This window comes from Vibrio sp. 10N.247.310.24 (assembly GCF_041467175.1).
GTDB lineage: Bacteria > Pseudomonadota > Gammaproteobacteria > Enterobacterales > Vibrionaceae > Vibrio > Vibrio tasmaniensis_A.
On record NZ_JBFSUD010000089.1, the window covers coordinates 1 to 16564 of the forward strand.

The 16564-nt window shown below is 41.7% G+C and carries 15 protein-coding genes, 1 tRNA gene and 1 pseudogene; 11 read left to right on the forward strand and 6 right to left on the reverse strand.

Translation table 11 applies throughout. The annotated features are described in order from the left end of the window. Positions 1–83 precede the first annotated feature (83 nt). Positions 84–160 (forward strand) — tRNA-Trp (locus AB6E08_RS19800). A gap of 321 nt (positions 161–481) precedes the next feature. Here AB6E08_RS19800 and AB6E08_RS19805 read toward each other — a convergent pair. Then, positions 482–1273: a DUF6933 domain-containing protein gene (locus AB6E08_RS19805; RefSeq protein WP_371708602.1), complete on the reverse strand. Its 792-nt coding sequence runs from the start codon at positions 1271–1273 to the stop codon at positions 482–484. Positions 1274–1623: 350 nt separating this feature from the next. Beyond that, on the reverse strand, positions 1624–2604 hold the full coding sequence (locus AB6E08_RS19810) for a hypothetical protein (protein WP_372066847.1): 981 nt from the start codon (positions 2602–2604) through the stop codon (positions 1624–1626). A gap of 93 nt (positions 2605–2697) precedes the next feature. Between AB6E08_RS19810 and AB6E08_RS19815 the strand changes: the two are divergent. The 4 genes and pseudogenes from AB6E08_RS19815 to AB6E08_RS19830 form a co-directional block, all read left to right on the forward strand. Further along, positions 2698–3171 (forward strand): annotated as a pseudogene (locus AB6E08_RS19815) (tyrosine-type recombinase/integrase); the annotation flags it as partial. Between the two features lie 83 nt (positions 3172–3254). Then, positions 3255–3638, forward strand: a complete 384-nt coding sequence (locus AB6E08_RS19820; protein ID WP_065679822.1) for a hypothetical protein — start codon at positions 3255–3257, stop codon at positions 3636–3638. 12 nt (positions 3639–3650) lie between these two features. Beyond that, entirely contained in the window at positions 3651–4079 is a 429-nt protein-coding gene (locus AB6E08_RS19825; RefSeq protein WP_065679821.1) for a hypothetical protein, read from the forward strand. Between the two features lie 59 nt (positions 4080–4138). Next, positions 4139–4579 (forward strand): DUF2787 family protein, encoded by a 441-nt coding sequence (locus AB6E08_RS19830; protein ID WP_372066850.1) that lies wholly within the window; start codon positions 4139–4141, stop codon positions 4577–4579. Positions 4580–5183: 604 nt separating this feature from the next. Here the strand turns inward: AB6E08_RS19830 and AB6E08_RS19835 are convergent. Further along, positions 5184–6065: a helix-turn-helix transcriptional regulator gene (locus AB6E08_RS19835; protein WP_372066853.1), complete on the reverse strand. Its 882-nt coding sequence runs from the start codon at positions 6063–6065 to the stop codon at positions 5184–5186. A 268-nt stretch (positions 6066–6333) separates the two neighbouring features. On the opposite strand from AB6E08_RS19835, the gene AB6E08_RS19840 reads away from it, so the two are divergent. The 5 genes from AB6E08_RS19840 to AB6E08_RS19860 all read left to right on the forward strand — a co-directional run bounded on the left by AB6E08_RS19840 (position 6334) and on the right by AB6E08_RS19860 (position 11567). Continuing rightward, complete coding sequence (locus tag AB6E08_RS19840) at positions 6334–6600, forward strand: hypothetical protein (RefSeq protein ID WP_372066856.1); 267 nt, start codon at positions 6334–6336, stop codon at positions 6598–6600. A 293-nt stretch (positions 6601–6893) separates the two neighbouring features. Beyond that, positions 6894–7091, forward strand: coding sequence for a hypothetical protein (locus AB6E08_RS19845; RefSeq protein WP_370736704.1), 198 nt, complete (start codon positions 6894–6896; stop codon positions 7089–7091). Between the two features lie 630 nt (positions 7092–7721). After that, on the forward strand, positions 7722–8183 hold the full coding sequence (locus AB6E08_RS19850) for a hypothetical protein (protein ID WP_017099698.1): 462 nt from the start codon (positions 7722–7724) through the stop codon (positions 8181–8183). Between the two features lie 19 nt (positions 8184–8202). Next, positions 8203–8475: a hypothetical protein gene (locus AB6E08_RS19855; protein WP_017099699.1), complete on the forward strand. Its 273-nt coding sequence runs from the start codon at positions 8203–8205 to the stop codon at positions 8473–8475. A 194-nt stretch (positions 8476–8669) separates the two neighbouring features. Next, a complete protein-coding gene (locus AB6E08_RS19860; RefSeq protein WP_372066860.1) occupies positions 8670–11567 on the forward strand; it encodes a DNA polymerase in 2898 nt (965 codons plus the stop codon). Between the two features lie 644 nt (positions 11568–12211). Here AB6E08_RS19860 and AB6E08_RS19865 read toward each other — a convergent pair. Further along, positions 12212–12451, reverse strand: coding sequence for a hypothetical protein (locus AB6E08_RS19865; RefSeq protein ID WP_065103172.1), 240 nt, complete (start codon positions 12449–12451; stop codon positions 12212–12214). 140 nt (positions 12452–12591) lie between these two features. Beyond that, positions 12592–13125, reverse strand: a complete 534-nt coding sequence (locus tag AB6E08_RS19870) for a DUF6817 domain-containing protein (protein WP_372066864.1) — start codon at positions 13123–13125, stop codon at positions 12592–12594. A gap of 619 nt (positions 13126–13744) precedes the next feature. Between AB6E08_RS19870 and AB6E08_RS19875 the strand changes: the two genes are divergently transcribed. Beyond that, the gene (locus AB6E08_RS19875; protein ID WP_108173229.1) at positions 13745–14143 is read left to right on the forward strand and encodes a hypothetical protein; all 399 of its coding nucleotides are present in this window, start codon (positions 13745–13747) and stop codon (positions 14141–14143) included. Positions 14144–14465: 322 nt separating this feature from the next. On the opposite strand, the gene ltrA is transcribed toward AB6E08_RS19875, so the two are convergent. After that, positions 14466–15938 carry a group II intron reverse transcriptase/maturase gene (gene ltrA, locus AB6E08_RS19880; RefSeq protein WP_372066868.1) on the reverse strand — a complete coding sequence of 491 codons (1473 nt, stop codon included), beginning with the start codon at positions 15936–15938 and terminating at the stop codon, positions 14466–14468. Between the last annotated feature and the right edge of the window lie 626 nt (positions 15939–16564).

The following is a 16564-nucleotide window of genomic DNA, read 5'->3' on the forward strand; positions in this document are numbered from 1 at the left end:
CGGCCTGTCACGCCGGGGGTCGCGGGTTCGAGTCCCGTCCACTCCGCCACTTATTCAGAGGTTCAGCTCTTTAAAACTGAAATAGGGGTGTAGCTCCAATTGGCAGAGCAGCGGATTCCAAATCCGCGTGTTGGGAGTTCGAATCTCTCCACCCCTGCCACATCTTCCCTTAGGGGATATGAAAAGCCTCAACTTCGGTTGAGGCTTTTTGCCATCTAGTATTATGAAAAATAGAGATTTTCAGATCTCCTACCTATCAACCCCATCAAAAGCTCATCAGAAGCGCTCATAAAGCCTCTCCAAAATACTTCCGGCACATATCCTGAACTTTCAGCTTCAACCTCGTGGTGAGCTATACAGCTATGAATAGCGCTTGCGGCTACTTAGGGTGAATATTGCCAACAAACACCTTTCATAGAAATTCGACAACGGTATGGTCCATATCCGGTCATGTAGTTGGAGTCGGTGGCCGATATAATATTTATGGTTTGGTAGGAAATACGATTACATTATTTGGTATGCACCCTGACTGATTTTCGATATCCCACTCTTCGTTAACGGTATTCATCTCTAAGGTGGTGAGATCTCCCGACATAGATTGCTTAAGTTGTCGTATACGCTCAGAGATACTTCTAACTTGCTTTTCATCGTATTCACAGTAGTTTCGTAACCAATGAAACAACATCTGGTTCGCAGGATAGATCATGTCCTTAAGCCCTTTATATTGCTTAGGCATGCTATTCATATCCGCATCAAAGCACATAACTTGTTCAGTATCAGGCAAGCATCCGGAGTTCTCAGCTGTATCCTTAAAGAACCAAGTTATTTCGTTGAGATGTGACTGTAAACTTCTGTCCGAACGAGTAAAGAAGCGGTACTCGTTATTCAACCTTAAGAATTTCTTCAACATCGGGTCAAAAGTATCATCATTCATGATCATTAGATCTTCGCCAAAATACTGTACTAAGTTGGCTATACGTTCAATAAAGTCAGTGATAAATCGTTGGTGCTCACCTTTCTTCAGGTCTACGAAGGTCATTACATAGCGAGTATCCTTCTCTATAGCAAAGATAATAGGTTTACGCTGGACTCTGATCACATGTACTAACCATTCGCTGATTTCTTTGGGCGTATTGCCGTCGTTATCTTTTAGATGGTAGATATCATCTGATATCAATTTACAGGGAGTAGGATCGATTGGTGATATCTTTTCTCCTTTTCGAGTTACGGTGAAGAAATCACTAGCAGCTTTAGTACAGTTGAAAATCAGCATGGTATGTTTTTTCTAGTTGTTTAAGTTGTATCAGGTTAAAGGCTGTTTCAGTAAAAGCCAACCTGTAGATAGTACGTAAACGACCATGGAGTTATGATTTTCGTCATTAGTATATGCTGTAACCTTTGACTGTACTGATATCCAACGATAAATCTCAGTCCTTGTTATAGCAATGTAGGAGTGTTGCCGATGTTTGTTTATTGATGTTGTGGTGATGATTAGAAGTGAGATCACAACGCTAAGCTAATCGAGAATGACCGCAATATACTATTGCTAAAGACGGCTTCTGATATTTATCCCAGAGCCTCACAATATCCATAAATCCTGATGAAATTAGCAGACCACCGTGTTCAACTTTTAGTTACAGAAGTTTCCTCACTCTCTGACATTTTGGTTAAACCGTATTTTAGAGCCTTGATAACAAGAATCCGGCTTCCCTTCGATAATCCTGCATCCATTTGCTCGATCTGATTTGATAATTTCTCTGTTAGCTTCTTCATTGTATTTATATCTTCTCGGAAGAAACTGGCTATGTTGACTGGTCTGTATGCTTCAAATAGGTAGTTCGAAAATAACCCTATATCTTTAGTTGACCAATTATCTATAGCTTCGATCCATTGACCTGTAGAAAACAGCTTGATAAAGGGGCCTGAACGATGTTTGTTGTAAAACTCTGAATCGACGTTAGCCCAGGATTCTTTGGTTCTCGTATAAAGTGAGTTATTTAAAACTTCGCTGTTTGAAGCTAACCAGCGAGTCTTATGATACTCGAATAAATTTTCTATTAGTTCTGTTGACAAGTTTAAGTTATGAGTTCTTCTGCTGAGCTCAGTGCCGTCAAAGAGTTTCTGATCGGCAAGTTTTTCGACTTGTTCAAGAAACTGTTTAACATCGTCACTGATAAAGCCATTTTCCAATAAGTATCTGTAGTTTTCACACGCTTGGAACCACTTAACAAGTGACACACTTTTTTGGTGAAAGATATAGGTTTCAGTTTGTTGTAGTAAATCTAAGAATGTTGATTCATCTAATTGGTATGGTCTTTCAAACATAAACCTATCAATAGGGCAGGGCTTTGAAAGTACATGTCCGATAGCGTCGATATCAGGAACTAAGTGTCGTTTACCACAGCAATATTCAATGAGTTCGATAGTCGGGGTATACATAGTTCTAAAGGGTTTGAACTCGTCTTCAGTATCGTTGTCAGGTACGTTGTCAGGTAAGCGAATATTTTTCGTATAATCTAATCCGAAGCTGATCTCGTCGGCAGTTTTTCCACACGAGTAATATAGGTAGCAAATAGTTATAACCTGAGCCCCTAAAATCTCCATGCTAGACTTTAAATCAAGCTCATCTTCCCCTTTAACTATATCAAAGACGTTTTTTAGTCGGTTACTAGCCCTTTTTAATACTCTGAGCTACTTGAGAGACAATGGCAGGACGTTGACTTTGATAATCGAACGTTATTTATTAAAACCACTAAGAACAAGAAATCGCATCAAATTTATCTATCTGACCTGATGTTAGAGTTGCTCTATGAGCTTAGGGACTTAAAGCAACCGGGGAATCTCTATATATTTCCTGGTAGTCGTGAAGGGACACATATCTCACCACCACGTAAAGCTTTGAAGTTGATACTAGAGAGGGCGGGGATTGATCCTGACGGGGTTGTGTTCCATACCAGTAGACATTCTGCCTGCTCCAACCTTCTGAATCATAGCGGTCTAGATGCTACATCAGTACAGCGTTTTCTTAACCATAGCGATATTTCAAGCACCTTGCATTATAGGCACTTTGATAGGTCAGCACTAGAGCGTGGAGCGAATGCCCTGTCTGATATGGTTGAAAGAGCTAGTGAGAATCTAGTTCTACCCGAACCTAAGTCATTTGAAAATTAATATTAAGATTTAGTCGATAGCCCCTGAATAGTTAGTTCTATTCAGGGGCTTTTTTGTATCTGGAATTTAGATGGAGAGATTCAATGAAAGTCGTGAAAAGCCTTATTGATGCTGAACAGTTGGAGTTGCCTTTACCGATTAAAGAGCAATTGATGCATCAACTATTGCTTCCTTGGTCTGGTGATCGTGATGAGGCTGAGAAATTTTGGGAGGAAGTTTCCACCTGCCTGATCTTGATTGAGCGAGGTGATACTGATCAAGACTTAGCTGACGTAGATGAAGATACCGAGGTCATTCTGTCTTATGCGATAGAAAACCCTGAGTTTGTCATTTTGCTACCAGACGAGACTGAACCCTATGTCTTTGCGTGCTGTGTCCATGCTGACGATGGAAGTGGGAGTTTTGTTATGGGTTCCACGAGTAATACTACCCAAGCGATGAAAATGCTCATCGAATTGGCTGAATAAGGAGGAATTTGTATGAGCCAAAAAGTTGAAAAGGAGAACGAGGTTGATCTGTTCACCATTGTTAAAGAAGGGCAGAGTCCAAAGCTTAGTCCTAAGTCTGAGAGCTTTCTAGAGTACCAGATTGCCTATAAAGAAGATGATCAGGAGTTCTATATACGTGTTTCTAAAAACTCGTCGTCAGGATTGTTCTCGAACAGCTGGGTACGCCTTGAAGCTATCTTTGCACTGCTCGATGATCAAGTAGGTAAAACCCTCAAGTCGACAGCGTTGAAGCCAGTAATAACAGGTGGAAGTAGTAATTCAAGTGGGTTCTTAGCGGCTATCCTGCGAACTATCTCTATCCTTGATCCTGTACCCGATAATGTGTTCTTACATCAGGTGTCTGAACGCTATGAAGTGGTGAAAACAGAGCTTCGAGCACTAGCCTCTAACCCTGATTAATCCTTTATACCTAGCCTCGTCCTGAGGCGGTTTACTTAATTATTACAATGAGAATTTATATGAACTTAACTCTTCAATTTGATGTTGAGCGATTCGTGCTGCCTATTAGCATAGACCTTCAAAATGCTTTAAACCGGATTTGTAACGAGTCTGGAAAGGTTTCGTCCTCAACTCAAGTAATAACGATAAATGTTAGAAATAGAGCTTACTCAATTGAGGATGGAGGATACCACCCTGTGGAGATCCGTATCACTAGGCTTAATGACCAATGGGTTTTTGATTACATCACTGATTTTAGCTACTGCGGATTGATGCCTGAACTTGAGAAAGAAATCGACTTTGATTTTGGTCATGGTGTGGCTTACATCCGTTACATGGGAGAAGTTCCCATTATTGAATCCAGTGTCGCTGAGTTCTATTCGATGTGGGAAAGTAATTTTCTGTCGTATCTATCAATGGACTGCTTCGATGAGATTAAGGTAATGGCGGAAGATGTATAGCGCTTATTAGTGTTGTGATGAACAGGAACTTGACCGGAGTGAGTAAAGGAAAAATGCTCTGTGGTTTTGTCCTGTTCATCAGTTCATGCGGGTGAATGTGTGATGGGGTATTAGCACTTAATTGATAAACCTAACTCAAGGATTGTACATCCGTTGCACCGTGTTGGAAGGTTTATGGAGTAATAGAAACACCCATTGCGTCAGCGGCAATGGGAGTGAATTTCGTGGTGCTAATTTGGAAAAAATTTATCTAGCGGATAATGATTTGGTGAGATCTTATTGGTGCCTGAGCTATGAGCTTACTGATAGATAAATCATTAATAGTACCCAGCCAGGTGGCAGGTTATTTATCTGTTTAGTTACCTTCGCTAAAAAACAGCATCGTTTTGAGTCTTCCCTTAGCTGGTATCGGTTCGAAGTTTATTAAAACACTCCAGTTCCCATATCTAACATCGAAAGCTTAAAAACCGGTGCATAGTGGTTTCTTTATGACATGGAGTGACTACAACAGAGAACAGAAACGACATTATGTCTTGGTGATTGCATTTCATCTCAACGAACCATCAACAAGCCCAACGACGTACTTCAATCAGCTCAGTGCCTTCTACTTGGTTGAGTCTAGATACGTTTGGAGCTCTTGCTTCAACAAGTAACGTATCCAATCAGGTGAGAGCACCTCTACATGAGGTAACCATGTTTTAAGTTGACGTAGTAATTCTGAAATGTTCTTGGTTTCGTGACTAATGAACACATCCCCTGAATCCAGCTCTTTCAATACTTGGAAGTCATCAGAGTTACCTTCATTTAAGAAAGCTTCTACCCCTTTAATACTCATCTGTATAAGAACTTCAACGGGATTGAGTCGTTCATCTTCATATCCACAACCAGTTAGCTTCTGCTCAACGCTAGAGTCAGGAGAGTATTTATCCTCGTAACGCACTAACTCACGAATCTTAGCCACTCTGAGAGACTCTAAGCGGTTTCTCTGTGCCCCAGCGATGTACCAGTAGCCGGAGTCATTTATCAGCCTGTATGCGAAAAACTCATCGTAGGTTTTCCCTTCATGGTTAAAGCTAATCACGTTTCGTCGTTGTATCGATTCGATAAGTTTCTCGAACACCGAAGCACATTCACTAATGTCCTCTACTTGTGGGTTCTTGAAGAGAAAAGGTGGTGTGGTTTTGTTGTTCAGTACGCCATTACTTAGATAGTGCTTACCCGAAAACAAAGTATCGAACCCCATGTTTAACAGCAGGAGAGATAGCTCATTATTGGTCTGTCTGCCTAAGAACTTAGGGTCTAACGAGTAACAAGCTCCGTCACGTTGTATAGGTAGGTAATTTAACCGTTCATTGAAGTCACGATTTAACGTCCTTCTTGCTACCCCAAATTCACGACTTAAATCATCCAGATGCAACTTCTCACCCGTATTTAAACGGGTCAGGATAATGCCAAGTCTTTTCGCTAGGGTGTCATGTTCTTTCATCCTACGCATTGTAAATAGGTCGCTCGTCAGGTGGTGTCGCACTGAGAAAGAACCTGATTATTTCTAGCGGATTTTCATAAGGTTACTGATATTGCTATAGCTTTCATTAGTTACCTCTAGGTATGCCTTACAAGGCATTCATCAATCATTTCAATATTTCTATATCCGAGCGACACACCCTGTCGTTCACCCTCTTTAAACTAATCATCAATCACGTTAACGCCGTCTCTTATAAGCGGCGTCATTACGTATTTAAGGAAAAACAACAATGAAAACATCAATAATCCTGCTAGGTCTAACTTCGCTATTCGCATCTTCAGTATTCGCAGGTGGCACGTTCGGTGGTAATCCGGGCGATATCTCGAAAATGAAAGAACTGCTAGAGCCACAATGGAATGGTAAAGCAGGTATTCAGAACACATCATCTTACGGTGCTATCGTGCAATGGAAAGCGGATGTCTGCGGAACCATGAACGGTCATGTTACTGATGTAACTCAATGCGGCTCTGATACCCCGAAAGGTAAAGCACAATAAGTTTTGTTGCGGAGCTTGGCTCACGATATCTCAGCTTCGAAATTGGAACTCTCTAGGCTGAGGTATCAATGAGCTCCGCAACACCCTAATAAACCAACAAGAAGGAGCCTTTACATGGCGATTAAATCAATAACAATATTAGTTACAACCTGTCCTGCATGTGGTGAGCGTGCATATGATGATGGTAGCTGTCAGGTGTGCGGTCACTCTCACTAAAGCTGCATTGGTAAAAATCTAAGGGGGCGTATTCTTAATTGAGTACGCCTCTTTTTCATATATAGGAAAGGAGAATCATGATGAAAGCATATGATCGAATCATGCTTCAACAACGATGGTTTAAGCCTAGCGTTTCAACTGGATTGAAAGGCGCACAGTACGGGACTGCACTTGGAGCTAGGTTTGGCCCTCAAGGTGTTGTGCTTGGTGGTGCAATCGGGTTTGTCAGTGGAGCCTTAATCGGTGGTGTTCTGGATGAGCTAGACGTTCTCTAGTGATTGAAGGAGTAGGGGGTATCTCTGCTTCTTTTTTTCTTACGTTGATGATTCAGAGTTCGTATTGACGACGGCTTCGATATGTCGAGTTACGAAGATATTAAAGATAAATTTCACAACCAGTGTTAGCAATGTAGAAGTGTTGCTGATGTTCGTTTCTTTATCTAGTCACGATGATTCACTTTGTCATTGCTGTGCTCATTCTGTTCTAAATTCAGCACTGTCCCATTGCACTAAAAACAATGTTTGAAATTTAGTGTAGTAGGGTTGGGTTTTGTTGCTTCTAAGTAGTACAGCTTTACTTTGTTCAGACATATCCAATCTATAAGAAGAGATTTATTGATCAACATTTGTTCGATCAAACAAGAAAGAAAAAAAATATTTTAACGAGTGGCATCTTGATTATTCATTCAGAAAGACTTCGTATGTTTTTTGTTCGAAGAAGTTTCACGCCAAGAAGAGGGCGCAAACCGTCGTGATTAAAATTTGCTTATTCACTTTCTTGGTTTTTTTAGTCATTGTTGATGTTTTTAGTTGTTTTAAATCAAGGGGTTATATCTTTTGCGGTGTTGATTATATATTTTTGAAGGGTATGCTAAACGTTCTTTAAACACCCGAGAGGACTACAAAATGGCTCGTAAGACACAGAAAAAAGGTTTCATCCAGACACTAGATGGCAACACACTAGCTATGAAATTAATTGCCTCAATTATTCGATTAGAAGACTTAATTATTTTTCTCGAAGGTAAAGGACGACAAGTTTCCTACGCAAAGCTTTCAGATAAAGAGGGTAGAACTGTTGCCGATGCTGATGCTTGTACTGATGAGGTGATCAACTCAGATAGCTTTATCAACCTAGGCAAAGGTAATCACGTTCGTTGTTCTACTATCGAGGCGGTCGAGACTTGTAATGGTCGAGATCATAACGGCATTCTGATTCGTGGTGAGGGTGATGCGATATTGAGCTTCCTGCCTATCTCCCAATTAGAAGCCCGTGAGAAGGTCGCTGACGCGTTACATGATGCGCTGGTTTCTTATGAAGCTGGTAAGTTTGTACAACCTGATCTAACTAAAATCCTATTTACTCACTAATCGTACGAAGGTAAATGATATGAACACTCTGAAACTGAAAGACTTAATCGAAATGATCAAAAAATGTGGTCAAGATTGTCCGCAGGGTAACCGCAGAACAATGGGAGGACTACTCGCTCACTGTATCGAGAGTTGCGAAGATGAACATGGAACAATGCAACAATCTGCTTATTTAATGAAGTATGTGCGTACCTGTATGAATAATAACGTTGAAAAGAAAGGTGTCGATAGCATTGGCTATTTGCAACTAATCAAGTTTGTTAAGTCATGGGCTCGTACAGCGAAGTTTTAGTAAGAATAATATCGCTGTAATACGGTCTAGCAAACCACTGCCTTCGTGCGCACCATTCTATACCAGCCTTTTCTAAACTAGTCTCATCTCCGAGCGCCTCTTTATTACCAATCTTTCTATATCTGATAACCGACGAAGTATGTCCGGTCATGGATGTACTTCGTCTTTTTATTTTAACGAATGGATAAATAAAGATGAAAACGTTAGAAACTACCCCAAAAACAACCTATCAATTGATGCGCGAAACCGAGCACGAATTAGAAGACTTCCTGCAGTCCACATTCTTCGATACCAAATCATTGCTTTTGGATGATCAAGTTAGCAAGTTCGAAGCTGAGCTGCGAGGACGTGAGGAAGCTAAAAAGGAAATAGATAAACGTATTAATCGATACTTAGAGGGGATTAAATCTGCTCCATGGGCGGCAATGCGTGGTAAGGGTAAAGCTATCCATATATCGATAGACTCTGAGTGGGTCTTTAACCATGAGACGGGTAAGAACGATATTCTTTGCTACTCCTACAGTGTTCGCATTGGTGATAAGTCGTTTAGCGGCGTGAAACATACCGACATGGCGAAACTGATTAAGCAGTGTCGTGATCAAGGTCTGTCGAAAGAAGATGAAATGGATAAGCGTAAGCAGCTTACCAAGAAAGGTTACAAGATCGGCTTTGACAAATTCATCCAAGAATTACTGATAAAAGCTAAAGCACGTGGTTTCATCGAAGAATGGCCTGAGCAGACTTTTATCTATGCTCATTTTCTTCGTGCCGATATTGCTTCTTTCGAGGAGTTTTGGAACATCGGTAAAAATAACAAGAACCATAAAAACTCGCTAACAGTCGTTCAAGGTACAGTAACCTCTGGTCGCGGTGCTTACGGTATCGCTCTGGACTCCATCGGGCGCAGTAAATACAAAATAGAAAACACCAAGTTCTACTCTTCATCGAACAACGCTTTTGAAACTAAGCTTCGCTTCATCGATACAACTTTGTTGAGTAGCAAGGCATCACTTGAGGAGCTAGGATTGCAGTGCGGTTTCCCCAAAATGACGCTACCAGACAACATGATAGAGCGAATGGATGACCTGTATTGTAAGGATACTAGTCTGTTTAATCGGTATGCGGTTCGCGATGCGGATATTGCCTTGGAATATGGTTTACGGATGCAGAAGTTCGCATTGGTTGACCTTCGTGAAGATATTGGTCTGGAGCTGAATAGCTTGCCTTCGACATTAGGCAATCTTGGTGTGTCGTTGTTCCGACATACGTGTGGTAGTACAGCCGCAATGCATGACTTTTTAGGATATGAGACTCGTAAAAAGCAGTATTATCATGCAAAAAGTAATGCTATTCGCAACACATACGATATATCGAAAACGGTTAGTCGAGAGTACACCGATAACCTTGCCGTTTCAGCCTTGTTTGGTGGTTGTAATTTCGGAGCTTACTTTGGGGTATCTGAAAAAGGTGACTATTTTGATTATGATTTGAGTGGTGCGTACACGACCAGCTTAGTAAATTCCAAAAAAGCCGATTACCCTAATACCTTCGAATCTAAGAATATTGAAGACTATCTAGGTGATACCATGGGCTTTGCGTATGTTCGCTTTAAACACCCAGACGGTATCCTATTTCCTGTCATGCCTTGTCGAACCGATCTTCGTGGCATTTATTATCCGATGGAAGGGGAAACTTATGTAACGTCGCCAGAGCTTCAACTGGCACATGATATTGGGTGTGAAATTGAGATCTTGCATGGAATGGTAATCCCTTGGGTTGAAGGTTCTACATCTATGTATAAGGACTTCACTACTATCATTCGTAAGCAACGTTCCAAGTACAAAAAAGAAGGGAATGAGCTGTACAGCGGGCTATGGAAGTTGGTAGGCAACTCACTTTATGGCAAAACACTCCAGGGAACCTCCAGCCACACTAAAGGGTTCGATCTTGCTACAGGATTGAGTAAGAACATCCCATATTCACCAGTGACTAACGCGCACTATGGGGCTTATTGTACGTCTTATGTTCGCGCTACCATGCTTGAGGTTATCGGCAAGCTTTGCGAGCGTTACGGCGATGACATTAAGATAATCTCAGCCACAACAGACGGCTGGCTTTGTAATGCCACACAAGAGCAACTAGAGCAATGTTTAGATGGTCCATTAGCACGCCGGTTCCAGCAAATCTGCACTGAAGTTAGTGGCGAAGACATGATGCAACTAAAGCACCATGCTAAACAGATTATCTCTATGAAGACTCGTGGACAATTGACTGCTGAATTAGGTGATACAAAACCGGTATGTGCTAAAGCAGGGGTAAAAGCACCGAAAGGCGTTGATGAAAATGAGTGGATGGTTGAGCTGTTCTTAGATCGTTATCCCGGTCAGAAAGTTGCGCGTAAACACTTAGTATCAGCACGTGACCAATGGCTAAAAGAACTCGACCTTATTTCTATCCACACTGAACAGACACTTAACCTCGAATATGACTTCAAGCGTCGTCCTGTCAATCCTCGTATGGTGGAAGTTCGTCACCCTAAAAGCGGTGAAATGATAGAGCATTTATCGTTCGATACGGTTCCATGGAATACCGTTGATGAGGGTTTAGATGCTCGTACTTACTTCGACGAGTGGCGTGTAAACAACTGCCTTAAGACAATGGAAGATTGGGACAATTGGATGGACTTCTACAAGGTTCGTAGTTATCTCAAGGGAACTGGTGTTAAATACCTAGAAGATGGCTCAGAGGGCATTTTCAAGGTACAGATGTTACGATCTATCACTCAAGGTAAATGGGGGCTACCAGAGGCTCCAAAACGCGCTCCACGAGGTCATTACGATAAGATGGTCGCTACGTTTGAAGCTGACGGTATTGAAGGTATCACTAAACAAGATTTAGCGAACTCGAAGGGACGTAAGCTACTGGAATCTAAACTGCCTGTAACGCCACGTATGTTGCCACTCCTATCATGGTTAGTGCGTAAATACCCAATGGCCGATATGACATTGATTTTCCATCCTATCGAGGTTGAAGAAGCAGTTTCCATGCTAGAAGAGTACAACCGAGAACATACTGAAAAACTAGCAGCGTAGTATCGCGTAACACTTACAGAGCCAGATTCAGAAAGGGGTCTGGCTTTCTATTTCAGAACTAGTGGTAGCAGTGAGTGGAACGATTGCTCTCATTCTCTGCTGCTGTAGTGGAGATATCGTTCCCGTGATGGTTCTACTAATGCTGGTGAACAATTGCAGCAATGTTCCTATTGCTATAACTGGTTCTGAAATTGATGATGTTGCACTAGATATATGGTTAGAACTGAAAAAGAATTGAGTCAGTTTTAGACTATGCTAACTCATTTTTGCCCCTTTGTTAGTTTCGCCCAAAAAGCCACGCTCTCGGTCGGATGGGTTTTGCCCAAACATAACTATTCTGAAACCCAAAGCTTATAAAGTACGAAAATAGGGATCAGAGTGCAGTTGTTAGTTCAAAGCAACTCGATGAATTTTGCTCTACAAACCGCTCTTGAAGCGTCGCAAACTTACAAGGCGTTATTGAAGCATACCGCCTTGAACAAGTGTCGAAAATCTTCACTGAGAGCGTTTGAAGCGGTCTAATGGCTATTTCTGATAGCACACAGACACATTTACCATAATAAGAATAATGAACATCGATTTTTTTTGAGTTGGACTAGACATTATCTCAGCAAGCCTTACTCACGTGTTCACCAAGTTATGTATTAGTCTAAATGGTCTGGTGTATGTAGATTAGTGCCACAAACTTTGCACTTATAATCACCCGTTGGTTCACCTTCCATCAGAGCGCTAGCTATCGCAGCGAGTAGACCAGAGAAAAACCCCTTAACTTCACTTTTCTTACTTTCGGCTGTTTTAGAAAAGCTTTGATACTTATGAAGAGTGACCTTTTTGCAATTACAACAAAAGGCTTTTGTTTCTTCGGAGCCGTATGTTTGAACCATATCTGTTACCTCTAAGATGTTCATTCGCTGCTTTGCAACTAGAGTTCTTCGTTGTAGGGGGATGCAATTGAACATAATAGGAATAATAACTGCAAGATTTCTAACGCCACGCGTTGCGAATCCATCTTGAACCGTTGTTGTTATGCGAAATTCGACAATGCTGATTTGTACGCCTTTCTAGCTTCGGTGCTTAAGTAGCTGTCCATACCTTGGAACAGTTCAAATAGCTCAGCACCATATTTGAGCTTGAACTCTTCACTGCTATAAACAAGCTCTAGCTCATTAGCGACCGTTAACTCGCAAAACAATTTTACCGTTGCACTATCGAGTTTGAATATTGAACCAGTAAATCTGTCTTTAAATTGGATTTCTAGCGCTTTTCCAAATTGAGGGAATACATAGTCTCGGTCGCATGAGCAATACAAATAAACCAATGCTTCTTCATCATTACCAATAATTCGCGCTATTTCTTGGCGCTTGCTTAACGACACCATGTTTTCATCGAAACCTGCTGTTCCATATGCGGCATGAAAAAGACCTGCGATTTGAAGTAACTCGCTACTCCCCCAGTTAATCAGAACTTGTTCAGTTCCTTTCAAGTGTGCTTCCAATGAACCGTTTAGGTGCTGAAAGTCACCCGCCCCAAGTTCTTGAAGTATTGTAAATTTATCCATAAATATCATTTCCTTTAGGTCGTATAGAAAGCGTTGATTTATGCCTATTTAACCTTTCATGGTCAACATGATATCAAGGACTTAAACTGATTTTTTGAATGTTAGAAGGCAATATGTAGCTTAATGTGATGAATTGAATTGAATTGAATTGAATTGAATTTAACGTAACGGCACTTAGTGCGCACCTAAACCAATACTTTTGCTAGTGCGATGCTACTCATCGCACTAGCTCTTCTCAAGTTGAATTTTTACCCGTGGCACTTTCTAGCTCGAAAGTGTCCAATTATCATTTTTAGCGACAGTTGCCCCGTTCAACTCGATTGCATATGCTGGCTATGTAAAACAGTATTGTTATTTAAGCCACTTATACATGGCCACTTTCCCTACTCTGGAAAGTGGCTTTTTTTGTTTTGCCGTACCTGTGGTTATTGATGGTTTGCTAATTTAGCGAAAGCGCTGGCAAATAAATGTCCAAAATCGTCACAACCTGAATTTTAACACACGGCATTTTCTAGCTCGAAAATGCCCCAAAGTTTGCTTCAACGCATTCGTTCTAACGGCAGTCTAGCTGATTTTGCTATACTGCAACTAATCTAAATATCCTGTCAGGTTGTATGCGATGAGCAAGAAAAAGTTGACCGAAAAAGAGCTGCTAGAAGGGATGACTCCTTATAATACCCACAGTGATTTGCTTGCCAAGAGTGAAACAAAGCCTGATTGGCTATCCTTCGCCGATGAGGTAGAACTGGCTACAGATGATTTCATGGCTGATCGAAATGAGGTTTTAGATAACCCTAGTTCAGATTTGCTGAATCCTGATATTTTTCTTTCAAACCTCAAGTTAGCGCTTGATAGCCTTCCAGATGGTGATATTGAACTTTGTGACTTGGGCAATGAAATTGGTCGAGTCATTGCTAATTTGAACTCACCAAATAGGACGCTTTTACGTGAAGTAATTTATGGTGTTGAACATGGTTTTGACATGATTAGCAAAGAAAGAGGAACTCCGAATGAGTAAGCTTGATGAATGGATCGACAACAATATGACATTAACCACTATCATCATAATGGTTGTGGGTTTAATACTCGGATTCATCCTTTTCTAGTATCAATTACTAAGGTTTCGAGGAAAAAATCAGTTGTTAAAAATTCTGCAACAACTCCAATCTTCTAATTGTGCAACAGCCTGTTGCACAATTACGATACAACCTGTTTCGTGAATTATTTCTGTCGGGTGGACGACACTTGTTACCAAGTGCCGTCTCCCTAAGAACCCAGCGTGCAACTTTCACTGCACTAGGCTCAAGCCTCCACAAAGGCATCAAATGATACCCAGCAACTTATAACGCAGTCGGGACAGGCTCTTTCCAAGAGTTACGGGCTAGCCTTTTGGACTTTCTCTTTGCCAAGTACTCTTGGTATTGAGGGTCAAATGGTGTCGCTCCATTTCGGATTTTCACATGTCTTTCTATCGGCACTTTAGCTATTTGGAACAGATTGAACTGGCAATCCATATCCATGATCTTCTGCCAACCGTGAAACTGCCATTGCCCTTTACGGTTGATGAAGTATTTTAGGGCGATCCAAGTTTTAGACTTTGTTGGATGACGCCTTTTAGCCCAGTGCCATAACGTATGGAATAGTTTGTGACCGACATAACCGAATATCTGTTTTGCCACGCAGTGTCGATAGTAGTTCGACCATCCCCTGAGTTTCGGATTTATCAGTTTGATAAGATCATTCACTGGAAGGGTTACGTGCTTTTTGATGAGTTCACGCAGATTACTTAAGAACATTAACGTGTTGGATTTACTCGGCTTAATGAGCAATTTTCCTTTATACTTCCTATGATTAAAACCTAGGAAATCAAAGCCATCATTGATGTGAGTGATGTGCGTTTTCTCTTCGGAGAGTGTTAAGCCTCTTTCCGCTAAGAAGTCAGCAATCAACGGTTTGATATCGTTCTCAAGCACTTCCTTTGAAGCGCAAGTGACGACGAAATCGTCGGCGTATCCAATAAAATTGGCTCTTGCTCCCTTTTTGAGAGCGGTAGACTTAATTTGCTGTTCGAGACCAGAGAGAGTCATTAACATCAAGGTTGGGGATATAATCCCACCTTGAGGCGTACCTTCATCGGTGTCGTAAAATAGCCCTTTGTCTACAAAGCCAGACTTTAGCCATTGTCCCAACATACGCTTGTCAACGGCAACATTGTCCATCAGCCATTGATGCCCGATTTTGTCGAAACAGGCTTTGATGTCCCCTTCAAGAACCCATTGCGCTGAACGCTTTTGACTCAAGCAGATAAAACACTGCCCGATAGCATCAGCGGTGCTTCGCCTTGGTCGAAAACCGTAACTGTTAGGGTCTGCAAGGCTTTCCGACACAGGCTCCAATGCTAATAGGTGAAGCGCTTGTTGCGCTCTATCTATCATGCACGGGATACCCAGTGGTCGAAGTTTTCCATTCTTTTTGGGGATATAGATACGCTTGAGCGGTCTAGCTTGATAAGCTTTTCGACTCATTTGATTCACTGCTTTCATACGGCGTGTATCTGTATTCCAGATAACACCATCTATTCCAGACGTTTTACTGCCTTTGTTTTGAGATACTCGCTTAACAGCAAGAAGTTTTGCTGAACGCGAGTGAGTCAGTATCCATTGCAAAGCTTTCACTTTGCCGTGTTTACCTTCTCGAGTTGCCTTTGCGATACGCATCTGGAGCTTTAATACATGCGCTTCAACGGTTTTCCAGTCGATTGACTGCCATTGAGCGCTGTCAGGAGAGGCACTAATCTCTTTTGAAATCATCATTTGCGTTTCTCCTTGAATAAAGTTCTTCATATTCTCTCGCAACGGGAGACCAGTCGGAAGTGGGCTCACTTTCGTGACCAGACACAAGTCTGTATCTGCATCGTTACAATGCAGCCTTCGCTTTTTCCAACCTCCTATACCTGCATCACTATCGGCCACAAAGGCTTTCCCAAAGGGAGTGATACAGGCTTACCGTGTTCCGTATGTCGCGCAATGTCAGGGTAGATGCCCGCTATGGTGCGAAGAGTTCAATGATCACGAAAGAGCATGGGGCAATCTCTTTCCGACTCTCATGCCTTTTGGCTACAGCGTATTAACCACTTCCGCTGTTTCATCACATAACGCACCTTACGCGGATTTACTTATGTTCATCATACTGACTACCTAGCACTCACCCGATTGTGGTTATCAGGAGGATCGTCCTCTCACGATTTAGATCCCGATTGGCAAATGCCAACCTTCGTTACATTGTCAGAGCCGCTACTTTATTCAGGCTCCTAGGTTCATCTGGTGATACAAATGGTTCACTCGTTAAGCGGTGAACAGCGCTTCATACGACTTCACGTCGCACGCCCCAAAGTGTGTCACGACCGATGACTGACTAATTAATGGTGAGTTGATTTTGT